This window comes from Flavobacterium panacis (assembly GCF_024649945.1).
GTDB lineage: Bacteria > Bacteroidota > Bacteroidia > Flavobacteriales > Flavobacteriaceae > Flavobacterium > Flavobacterium panacis.
The window spans coordinates 250,391-262,553 of record NZ_JANKMS010000006.1 but is presented as its reverse complement, the minus strand read 5'-3'; the positions used below and the strand labels follow the sequence as shown (position 1 = coordinate 262,553).

8 protein-coding genes are annotated in these 12,163 nt (G+C 32.3%); 4 read left to right on the top strand and 4 right to left on the bottom strand.

Annotated elements, in window-relative coordinates:
- Nucleotides 1–12 precede the first annotated feature (12 nt).
- From NQQ59_RS14550 to NQQ59_RS14530, 4 genes are all read right to left on the bottom strand, one after another.
- The gene (locus NQQ59_RS14550) at nucleotides 13–987 is read right to left on the bottom strand and encodes a ribonucleotide-diphosphate reductase subunit beta (RefSeq protein ID WP_144219620.1); all 975 of its coding nucleotides are present in this window, start codon (nucleotides 985–987) and stop codon (nucleotides 13–15) included.
- A 695-nt stretch (nucleotides 988–1,682) separates the two neighbouring features.
- Entirely contained in the window at nucleotides 1,683–3,431 is a 1,749-nt protein-coding gene (locus NQQ59_RS14545) for a S8 family serine peptidase (RefSeq protein ID WP_144219619.1), read from the bottom strand.
- Nucleotides 3,432–3,435: 4 nt separating this feature from the next.
- Nucleotides 3,436–5,004 (bottom strand): tail fiber protein, encoded by a 1,569-nt coding sequence (locus NQQ59_RS25275; protein WP_261377019.1) that lies wholly within the window; start codon nucleotides 5,002–5,004, stop codon nucleotides 3,436–3,438.
- Between the two features lie 12 nt (nucleotides 5,005–5,016).
- On the bottom strand, nucleotides 5,017–5,523 hold the full coding sequence (locus NQQ59_RS14530; protein ID WP_144219618.1) for a T9SS type A sorting domain-containing protein: 507 nt from the start codon (nucleotides 5,521–5,523) through the stop codon (nucleotides 5,017–5,019).
- Nucleotides 5,524–5,825: 302 nt separating this feature from the next.
- Between NQQ59_RS14530 and NQQ59_RS14525 the strand changes: the two genes are divergently transcribed.
- From NQQ59_RS14525 to NQQ59_RS14510, 4 genes are all read left to right on the top strand, one after another.
- Nucleotides 5,826–7,553, top strand: a complete 1,728-nt coding sequence (locus NQQ59_RS14525; RefSeq protein ID WP_144219617.1) for a tetratricopeptide repeat protein — start codon at nucleotides 5,826–5,828, stop codon at nucleotides 7,551–7,553.
- Nucleotides 7,554–7,785: 232 nt separating this feature from the next.
- Nucleotides 7,786–9,276: an ankyrin repeat domain-containing protein gene (locus NQQ59_RS14520; RefSeq protein WP_144219616.1), complete on the top strand. Its 1,491-nt coding sequence runs from the start codon at nucleotides 7,786–7,788 to the stop codon at nucleotides 9,274–9,276.
- A 78-nt stretch (nucleotides 9,277–9,354) separates the two neighbouring features.
- Nucleotides 9,355–9,837 (top strand): DUF2271 domain-containing protein, encoded by a 483-nt coding sequence (locus NQQ59_RS14515; RefSeq protein ID WP_144219615.1) that lies wholly within the window; start codon nucleotides 9,355–9,357, stop codon nucleotides 9,835–9,837.
- Between the two features lie 138 nt (nucleotides 9,838–9,975).
- On the top strand, nucleotides 9,976–12,159 hold the full coding sequence (locus tag NQQ59_RS14510) for a PepSY domain-containing protein (RefSeq protein ID WP_144219614.1): 2,184 nt from the start codon (nucleotides 9,976–9,978) through the stop codon (nucleotides 12,157–12,159).
- Nucleotides 12,160–12,163: the final 4 nt, after the last annotated feature.

Genomic DNA, 12,163 nt, shown 5'->3' with positions numbered 1-12,163 from the left:
TCTGGGCTTGTATTAGAAAAGATCGTTTGCTGTTATGCTTTTATCGTGTTTTGTATATTCAACTGGGCGCTTAGCAAAGAAATCATCTAAACTGTTTGCAAAAACTTCTTCTTCAAACCAAGTCATTTTTGAATACTCATCTGGTGAAACATTAAAAATAGTTTCGATATTGATTTGTTTCAAACTTTCGTCAATTCTAAATTTCATGAAGTTCACTAAATCTTCTTTATTAATGGTTTCTACAGCACCATCTTCAAAAATCCAATCCAGAATATCTGCTTCAACAGTAATTGATTCTCTAACCGTTTCTCTAATTAGTTCTAAAGTGTCGGCATCAAAATATTCAGGGAATTCTTCACGGATTTTGTTGATGATGTAAATTCCGCCATTGGCATGAATCTGCTCGTCAATTGAAGTCCATGCAATAATATTACTCACATTTTTCATGTATCCTTTGAATCTTGTGAATGATAATAGAATAGCAAACTGGCTGAACAACGAAACGTTTTCAATCAAAATACTAAATAAAATCAGCGAAACCATGTATTTTCTGTTATCCTGAGATTTAGTATCTTTCAATACATTCGAAAGATAATCTACACGTCTGCGAACTACAGGTACATCTAAAAGTCTTTCGAATTCATCATTATATCCTAAAACTTCTAATAAACGAGAATATGCTTCAGAATGTCTGAATTCGCATTCTGCAAAAGTAGTTCCCAATCCATTGAATTCTGGTTTTGGAAAATGCTCGTATATATTTCCCCAAAAACTTTTTACAGCTACCTCAATCTGTGCAATAGCCAACAAACTATTTTTGATAGCTGTTTTTTCAGCATCATTTAAATGTGCATGAAAATCTTGTGTATCTGCAGTAAAATCTACTTCGGTGTGTACCCAGTACGCTTTATTAATTGCTTCGGTAAATTGCAGAACCTCCGGATACTCGAAAGGTTTATAATTGATTCTTTTATCGAAAATTGACATATATATAGAGTTTTAAGTGACAAAATTGACATAGAAAAACGAGCGCTCAAATTTGGGGGTCGGATTGGCGTGATTTCTATAATTACAAATTTAACCTCCAGTTCCTGTTTTGTCTAGTTTTAGATGTTAAAAATCCATCCAATTATCAACAGTTTTAAAACCTCGAAATTTAGAGATCTTATAAATTTTATCAACACCAAAACAATCTCATGTAATTCTCAATGAACTAGGTATTTCCTAAAAATTAATGTTAAGTTATCAACATCAAAAAGTCATCATTTATAATGCAATTTCCAAAACAGTTATCAACAGGTCATTTTAAAAAACAGCATTTTGAAGATTCAATTCAAAAGAAAAAAGCATCATCTATTAATAATTATTCTAAATAACAAATCTTCGTATTTTCTAAAAAACAAAATGCAACTTTTTTAAAAACAATCCATTACAATCCTAACCATTTTCTTAGCATCATTATTTTTTTTTGCAAATACTTCAAAAACGTTCAAATTGTTATTAATTCTTATCAAAATAAATATAAAGTTGAAAAACGTCAGAAAAAGAAAATTGCAATGGTAGAATTACAAAATTTAAGAGATAAAATAAACAAAATAAATTGTCTCTCAATTCATGAGTGCAAACAAAAAAAGTCTGCTTTTACAAACAGACTTTTTACATTGGAAATAATTAGTTTTGGACTAAATTTTCACGGCTTGATAAATCAATTTCCAGCCTTTCATATTGTTTTTACCATCGGTATTAAACCAAATCAAAACCTTATTGGTTCTGGATACAACAATTGGGGGCAAAGTTGTACCACTAAATCGAGCAATAGCATATTCGGGAATAGCATATTCTCCATCAAATAAAAAAACATTATCTATTTTTTCTTCCGTATTCATTTCTGTAAAAGCGATCGAAATTCGATATCCTTCTGGAACAGTAATCTGCCACTTACAATCGCAGCCTTCAGTGTAGTCGTTTTTTTCTCCGCTTCCGTCGCTTACTTCTCCACTTAACTCTGTAATATAATTGGTTCCGTTACAATACAACGTACTTCTGTTCAATGGTAAAACCTCATAAAACAATTTAAAACTGGCTTTTTTGGATGCGTTGTTTGCTATAAATTCAACATTTACATTTGAATCGCTAATTACAACCGGACGATCCTTTTTCCATTCATTCAATTTAATATCTATCGGATTATGATTACCACTTTTAAATCTCAGAATAGCATTTTTAAAATCACCTTTTATTTCTTTTAAATTAAAAGCAATTCCGAGATTATCTCCCAATAGATTAATTTTCCAATTCTGAATATTTTTTTTCTCATTTTCGAAAGTGATAAAACCTTTTTGTTTTGCCGAATCAAAAAGAGAAGAAACGTTTTTGTCGTTTTCTATAAAATCGATTATATTCTTAAAATTGATTGTCCCTGCTCCTAATTTACCAGAATACTTTAAATCCTGATTAGAAAGTGATGTTCCCATTAAAATCTCTTCTATTTCTACACTGCTTTTTTCAGGAAAATTCACCTTCAACAATGCTGTAGCTGCGGTTGCGATTGCGGTTGCGGGCGAAGTCCCTTTATTTTCAATAAAACCATTATCATCGGTAGAAGAAGCTCCATAAATAGATTCTCCAGGCGCTGAAAAATCTACGAATTTTCCAAAATTAGAAATAGTTGTTTTTTTATTTGAAGAATCAACCGCTCCAACTGCCATAACGTTTTCTAATGAAGCAGGATAATAATCCATTCTATTCGAAAAATTTCCAGCTGCTGATATTACCAGAATTCCAGCATCTGTTGCTTTTTTGACTAATTCTTTTTCTTCAGGTTTTATTACGTTACTTCCCCAAGCACAACAAATTATATCAGCTTTCATGGCAATCGCATATTCAAAGGCTTTATAACCATCTTTTATATACGTTTGTTGCGCGCGATCTTCGATTGCTTTTATCGGAAGAATTTTGAAATAATCTGACGCTTTCTCGCCATAACATCCTTTTAATGTTTTAGCAATTATTCCCGAAATATAGGTTCCGTGGTAATAGGTCTTTAATTGATCATTTGGTGGTCTTACATCTGCATCATTATCGGATATGTCCCAACCCATAACATCGTCTTTATAACCATTGGCATCGTCATCAAAAGAGTTTTTCGAATCTAAAGTATTTTGATACCAAAAAGGAGCAATTTCTGAATGTGTCAAACGGAAGCCATCATCTATAACAGCAATAACAATCGGTTTTGTAACATTAGGTTCTTTTTTAACTTGACGAATTCCAATAGCATTCAAATACCAGAACGAATCATTTTTAGATTTATCCGAATCTTTAATAGAATCAGCAGCATTTCTATTGCTAAAAATACCTGCAGCCGAAACCGCAGGTAAAGCATGAAAACTACTAAAAAAAATGCAGTAAATTAAAAAAAATATTTTCATGTAATTAATTCGGATTAACTGTCGTTGTAATAGTATGATTATGTGCTGGCATATTATAAAGCAATAAAGTAGTAGTTTCAGTACCTGATTGTTGTCCTAGCTCATAACGCTGTAATCCTGGACCTTGTCCCATATGAACTGGAACTCTTCCTCGCAAATCAGGCAAAGCGAAAGTGGTCATTCCATTTCCGCCATAAACGGTTCCTAGCAATGAAAATAAAGCTGAATTTGTGTTAACAGACAGTAACTGTCCATTACACGAAGCATGATCTCTAACCTCGTAATTGTAGGGAGTTAATATGATCTCTCCAATAAATGGGTCTGCTCCATTACGTGATGGGTATATTCCATATAAAGCAATCTGAAAATTCAAAGCTAAATAAGGCTGCAAATTATTAATAGGCACGTTACTTCCAGCCATCCCTGAAAAACTTGTCAAAGTCAAATTTGAGGCAACCCAGTTACCGCTTTTATACGATAAAAACTGACCTTCAGTTCCTACTGGAAGATTACCTTGAGTTGGTGTAGTTATTTCCCAAATTGCTGCACCTGCGCCAGATTTTACGCAAACATACTCTTTCATTGTCGAAACATTAATCCATCTTGAACCTACTGCATAACCTTTACTTGTATCATCTGTCGCTGTGGGAACTGTAGTAGCTGCTAAATTTACTTTTAAGTTGGGAACATTATTTAAAACGACATCACCGTTTTCTCCTTTATCTCCCTTATCTCCCTTATCACCCTTATCACCCTTATCTCCTTTAATACCAGCTATCCCCGGTATACCTTGAATACCTTGATCTCCTTTTTCGCCAGTTGCTCCAGTTAATCCTATTGTTCCCTGATCTCCTTTTGGTCCAGTAGTACCCGTCAATCCAATTGCTCCTTGATCACCTTTGTCTCCTTTTGGTCCAGTAGCGCCAGTTAATCCAATTACTCCTTGATCACCTTTGTCTCCTTTTGCTCCAGCAACACCAGTCAATCCAATTGCTCCTTGATTACCTTTGTCTCCTTTTGGTCCAGTAGCACCAGTCAATCCAATTGCTCCTTGATCACCTTTGTCTCCTTTTTCACCGACTGTACCAGTTAAACCAATTGCTCCCTGATCACCTTTGTCTCCTTTATCTCCCTTTAGTCCTTGAATTCCTTGCGGACCAGCTGTTGAACTTCCAGAATTTAAAGCATATAATGCATAAGGAACACTCAAAAACTGATTTGTACTTGTCACAGTATAATTACTACCTCCATTTAGATCGGTTTCTGTTTTTATAAAATAAGGTCCATTTGCCCAATTGATCCCCGAAAAAGTACCTGCTTCTATTGTACCATTTCCAATTTCTACAGTCACTAAACCATTCGCATTTGAAGTTGGACGATGTGTTTCTGCATAAACCACCAATCCTGTTTCTGTTCCTTGCAAAATAGAAACTTTCATTCCGATTGGACTGTTTTCGATAAGTTTATTAGAACTATTGCGAACTACTGCCTGATAGCTCAGACTAGACTGCGCCTGCACTTTTACAGTTGTTAAGAATAGTATTGCAAACAAAAAAAAGTAAAGCTGTTTCATATTTTAGATCGATTAATTTTTAATTATTTTGAATTTTTTGACTGTTTTATTTCCCTCTAAAACCTGAAGAAAGTAAACAGCACTGGGTAGATTTGTAAAGTCAATTATAGTCTCATTAGTTACTATCCTATTACTAGAAATAGCTTTTCCAGATAACTCATACAATTGATAGTTGAGATTATTATTGAGATTCTCCGGAGCTTTTAGAATCAGAAAATTGGTTGTTGGATTGGGGTAAACCAGAAAAGACAAATCAATTTCAGGACGATCAATTCCTAAATCGACATCAATACTAAAAGGTTGTTGTACGCCTCTATACACTCCTCCTGTATTATTTATTGCCGATGTATAAAATACCTGTCCAACAGAAAAACTGACAGATCCAGCTGCTCCGGAAGATTCTCCTCCAACTGCAACAGCCGATTGTTGGGCTCTTACAGTTGAAAGATTAACAAAAAAAACAATTAATAAAAAATGGATAAAGATGCTTTTATGTTTATTAGAGTAGTTTTTATTCATAGACTAAATTTTAGTTGATAGAAAAGGGAGTTGTCCTATTTAAGGAAATTGAAATCAAAAGCTATAGAAATAGCGTATTAATACCTGAATTTTTCTTTTAGGAATAATTTAAATTGCAGTATATATTCTGAGATCAAAATTAAAGTTTAACTTTCAAAAAAGACATTCTAACAAGGGGACAAATGGGGGACATTTACATATCTAATTTCTAAAAAATCAGCACTTTAAAAAAAACGCTATCAAACAAACACTATTTTTTCACTAATTTTACCGTTACAATTTCATTCGCCAAAATAAATTTAATGTCTGCCAAAAAAATACATTTCATTCTTCTATACTGTTTTGCATTCGTTACAAATGCTCAGGAACTCAAAATTAATTCTTCAAAAAACAACCTAAAGGATATTGAATCCGTTTTACTTCAAGAGAAAGATTTTGGTTCAGATACGATAACTTTAAAAAAGTACCTTAAACCTTTAAATCAATTACCAAAATATCAGATTGTTTATCAGGGTTTATTAGCAAACGGTTACAGTAATTTCTACAATGCAATCAATAAAATTTCTGACAGCTATTATTTAAACGCTATTGAAAAAGCAAAGATTTCAAAAGACATCTCTTTAGAAATCTGGTCAAAATTCAACTACATCAACTATTTATATTATTACAGAGATTACATCAAGCTGACTCCTTTTCTATTACAGATAATGGAAAAACTGGAAAATCAGCCAACCGAACAAATTATTCAAGCCGATGAAACCTATAAAAAAATTGGTTGGATACTAAGCACTTTTGGCGACTATAAAAAATCGCTTCATTATTTAAAACTTGCAGAAAATGTCGCTTCAAAAAATTCTTCAGAATATGCTGCGATCATGAATGCAATTGGGATCAATTATTTTCATATTGGCAATTACAAAATGGCTACCTTCTATTTTAATAAAACGGCCAAATTATCCAAAGAGATTCATGATGAAGTGCGATACGCCAAATCACTTGGAGATTTAGCTTTAATTAGTCAGCAAAAAGGTGATTTTAAAACGGCCATTGCACTTTTAAAAAAAGATATTCAGATTTCTGAGCAACAAAAAAGTGATCAAAATACCATGTATGCTTCAATTTTACTGGCTGAATTATTTTTCAAAAACAATAATCTTGAAGAAGCTTTAGAATCTTTGAAAAAAGCCGAAAGTATTGCGGTATCAAAATCCTACTTTAAAAAATCAGAATTACAAATTATAAAACTAAAACTTCAAATTCTAAAACTAAAGCATTCCACTGAAAGTGAATTAGATTTAAGACGAAGAATGGTTGTTTTGGAAGAATCGCTGCAAAATGAAGATGGCGATCTGGCAATTAATCAGGCCAATTGGATTATCGAGAAAAACAAATATCAACAAAATATTGATGAAGCAAAAAAAGTAATCAAATACGAGTCGACTTTAAAAAACTTCTACATTATCATCTTTACAATGCTGTCTTGTATTGTTTTATTGGTATTTGTTTATTTCAGAAAAAAATACAGAAACAGACATTTTCAGTACGAACAAAAAGTAAAATCTTTGGAATCTGAAAAAATTAAAACAGAACAAAAGTTAACAGAAGTTCACGAAGATCTTAAATCTCAAATTGATTATTTAAAAGAAAAAAACATTCAAATCAAAAATCTCAAAGGTGAGATTGAAAATATTAAGAAATCATCTTCTTATTATTTAGAAAAAAAGGAAGGGAAACTAAGTGCTTTATTAGAATCGCACTTAATGACAGATAGCAACTGGAATATTTTTAAAAGAGAATTTCAAAAAGAATATCCCGAATTCTATGCGTTGCTTCAACAGGATTTTCCAGAAATAACCGATTCAAACAAAAGAATTTTATTACTTCAAAAACTTGATTTCAGTAATAATGAAATTGCGGAACTTTTAGGAATTACAAATGAAGCCGTAAAAAAATCAAAACAGCGTCTAAAGAAAAAGCTTGGAGACAAATATGATGCTCTTTTTGATCATCTAAGTTCAGGTTTGTCCTAAAATAAAATCGATTTATAAAAAAGATAACATTAAATAAAAATTAAAATCTGCTTAAGCGATTCTTAAATTTTGGAAAAACCGTACTAAAAATCTCTTTTAACATCAAATTATTATTGGTTAAAGAATATTAATTTCTACATTTGCTTTATTTTTAATTATTCTAAATAGATGATTAAAAATCCCAAAAAGTAAATTAACTCTTGTACAATTCAATAACCATAAATAGCATATTATGAAAAAGATTTTTTTCGTTTCTTTTGCTTTTGCGGCTACTCTTTTTGTGAGTGCACAGCAAAAAAACACACTGTTAGAACAATCTTTCTGGAAAAATTCTCCAAACGTAGAAACTGTTAAAGCAGAAATAGCAAAAGGAAATAATCCTGCTGAAGCCAATATAAATGCATTTGATGTTACTACTTTGTCCATCAATAATGATGCGCCTATAGCAACTATAAAATTCTTATTAGATCAGCCAGGAAATTCAATTACCAAATTAACTCACGATAATCGTATTTATTTACACTGGGCGGCTTACAGAGGCAACACTGAATTAGTTGAATATTTAATTTCAAAAGGTTCTGACGTCAATTTTGAAGACAGCCACGGAACTGCTCCTGCTGATTTCGCAGCTTCAAACGGTCAATCGACTCCTGCCATGTATGATGCCTTTTTTAAAGCTGGTGTTAATCCAACAAAAAAATATGCAAACGGTGCCAATCTTTTGTTATTAGCGATTTCATCTGATAAAGATTTAAAAGCAGCAGAATATTTTGCTACAAAAGGAATGTCTTTAAAAGATGTAGATAGTGACGGAAATACTGCTTTTACCTATGCTGCAAGATCAGGTAATATTCCGCTTTTAAAGAAACTTTTAGAAAAAGGCATTAAACCAAATGATAATGCTCTTTTAATTGCAGCACAAGGAAGTCGAAGAGAAACCAATACGCTTGAAACGTATAAATATTTAGTTGAAGAAGTAAAAATCAAAGCGACAGCTCAAAATAAAGCGGGACAAAATGTATTGCATATTTTAGCAGGAAAACCAAATCAGAAAGAAATTGTTGAATATTTCTTAGGAAAAGGAGTTGATGTAAACAAAGCTGATAAAGAAGGAAATACTCCGTTAATGGCAGCTGCAGCTGCAAGAGAAACTGCTGTTTTAGAACTTTTCCTTTCAAAAGCTAAAAACATCAATGCTCAAAATCTAAAAGGCGAATCTGCTTTGACTTATGCTGTAAGATATGGTTCTCCAGAAGCAGTAAACTTACTTTTAGCAAAAGGTGCAGATGTAAATGTAAAAGATAAAGACGGAAACAATTTAGGTGTTTATCTGGTACAATCTTACCGTCCAGCGGGAAGAGAAAAAGTAACAACAGATCCTTTTGATGCTAAAGCAAAATCACTTCAAGACAAAGGACTTAATCTGGCTACTGCTCAAAAAGACGGTAATACGTTATACCATTTAGCAATTACTAAAAATGATGTTTCACTTTTGAAAAAAATAACAGATTTAAAAGTAGACGTTAATGCTAAAAACAAAGATGGTTTAACAGCTTTACACAGAGCCGCTATGACTTCTAAAGATGATGCAATTTTAAAATATCTTGTTTCTGCAGGAGCAAAAAAAGACATCAGTACTGAGTTTGACGAAACAGCTTATGCATTAGCTAAAGAAAATGAACTTCTTACTAAAAACAACATCTCAGTTGAGTTTTTAAAATAAATAATAATCAATATTTGAAATTCCAGATCCTGATTTAGTTTTTGGAATTTGAATTACCAATCCATATAAATAAATTTCATGAAATCAATATTCAAAATTGCTCTTACAAGTGCTTTTATCTTTTTATTTTCTCTTCAATCTAATGCGCAGGCAAGCAAATACAAATGCATGCTGCAAATGAACAATTATATGGGAGAAGGTGCCTACATTGTTGTTTCTTTAATCAATGCAAACGGTGAATACGAAAAAACACTTTACGTAATGGGCGATGACAAAAAATGGTACAAATCATTAAAAGAATGGAACAAATTCCACACTCAGAAAAATGATGATATCAGTGCCAAAACAGGTGCTTCTGTTACAGGTGGAGACCGCAGTGTTACTACTATAGAAATCGAAAACTCTAAGATCAACAAAGGGTATAAATTACGTTTTGAAACAGCTGTTGAAGATCAGAAATACTATGTAAGTGATCTTGAAATTCCACTTACAACAGAAGGTATGGCTGATAAGACAGAAGGAAAAGGCTATATCAAATACGTAAGATTAAACAAAATATAAAACTTTAGTATTTTACTTTTAACCTCTTGTTAAAGTATAAATTCTATTTTTATACTTTAAGCTAAAATCCAGGCTTTGTCAAAGTTTATAATTTTGACAAAGCTTTAAATATTTAATTACATTTCTAGAATACACGCAATGACTCTTTCTTTCTGGCGTTACGCACATTTGGCTTTAGCCTTATTTTCTTCTGTTTTTTTACTTTTGGCTTCGGTGACCGGTATTATTTTGGCGGTTGATGCAGTTCAGGAAAAAACGCTTCCTTATAAAGTTGAAAATTTTAATAAAATAACGCTTGGAGAAACACTTCCGGCTCTAAAAAAAGTGTATCCAGAAATTACCGAATTAAGTGTCGATTACAATCAATTTGTAACACTTCAGGCAATTGATGACGATGGAAATGATATTAATTCCTATATCGATCCAAAAAACGGAAAAGCTTTAGGAACTCCAGTTAAAAAAAGTGAATTTATAAAATGGATTACCAGTTTTCACCGTTCTCTGTTTCTACATGAAGCTGGACGTTTTTTTGTTGGTATCATTTCGTTTTGTCTATTGTTGATTTCGATTTCCGGATTTGTATTGGTATTAAAAAGACAGCGTGGCATTCGCAATTTCTTTTCAAAAATTATCAAAGAATATTTTGCACAATATTACCATGTTCTTTTAGGAAGACTGGCTTTAATTCCGATTCTTATTATTGCACTTACAGGAACTTATTTGTCTCTTGAAAGGTTCAATTTTTTTATGGGTGAAGAAAAAACAAAACCTGTAAAAACGGAACTTTCTGAGAAAGACAAAACCACTTCAATCTTTAAAAGCACTTTATTGTCTGATGTAAAAAAGATAGAATTTCCTTTTACAGATGATCCAGAAGAATATTATATCATAGAACTAAAAGATCGTGAAATTGAAGTCAATCAGGTTACAGGTGCTATAATTTCTGAAAAAAAATCACCAATAACCACTCAGTTCGCTGCTCTTAGCCTTGATCTTCATACCGGAAGAATTAACGGAATTTGGGCTGTAATTCTGGCTATTGCCTGTATCAATATACTTTTCTTTATTTATTCTGGTTATGCCATTACTCTGAAAAGAAGATCAAGCCGAATTAAAAATAAATTTAAGGCAGAAGAAAGTACTTTTATTCTTTTAGTAGGTTCTGAAAACGGAAGCTCTTTTAGGTTTGCAAATGCTATTTTAAAGCAATTGACAGATCACGGACATAAAGCTTACATAACCGAACTTAATCGTTTTGCTGTTTATCCAAAAGCAGAACATATTATTGTTTTCTCCTCTACACATGGTTTAGGAGATGCGCCTTCTAACGGTAATAAATTCAAAGCTTTATTGGAAAAGCAAAATCAGGAACAAAAAATTAATTTTTCTGTAGTTGGTTTTGGTTCAAAATCATACCCAGATTTCTGTGGATTTGCCATTGAAATTGATAAACTTCTAGCCACTAAAAGCTGGGCAGAACGCTATTTAGAATTGCAAACAGTAAATGATAAATCGGCAGCTGAATTTGTAAACTGGATTAAACTATGGAGCGCAAAAACCGGAATTCCGTTGGCTACTACTCCATCGTTATACAATCATGTTCCTAAAGGATTGCAAAAATTAATGGTTTTAGACAAAACTCCAATTTCCGATACCGAACATACCTTTATATTAACATTACGTGCCCATTCAAGAGTCAAATTTGCTTCAGGCGATTTACTGGCAATTTATCCTGCCAACGATTCAAGAGAACGTCTCTACTCCATCGGAAATCATTCAGGAAATATACAGTTGGTTGTAAAATTACATCCAAACGGATTAGGTTCAGGTTATTTAAATAATTTAGAACCTGGAAATACTATAAAAGCTAAAATTTTAAAAAATCCGGCTTTTCATCTTCCAAAGAAAGCTCAAGAAGTCGCTTTAATTTCTAACGGAACCGGAATTGCTCCTTTCTTAGGAATGATTGAACAGAATAAATCTAAGAAAGAAATTCATTTGTACAGTGGTTTCAGAATGATTACGCCGACACTTTTAGCTTATAAAAAGTTTGCTGGAATAATGATTCAAAAAGAGCATTTAGAGCATTTTCATGTTGCATTATCCCGTGAAGCAGAACATATTTATGTTATGGATTTGATTAAAAATGATGCTTCTTTCTTTATCAATTTATTGAAAAATGGTGGTGTAATTATGATTTGCGGTTCATTGGCAATGCAAAAAGATGTGGAAGCCATTCTAAATGAATTATGTCTTACCAATGAAGCTCAAAGTCTTTTAGAATACAAGAATAACGGCCAGTTGCTAACAGATTGTTATTAATAAA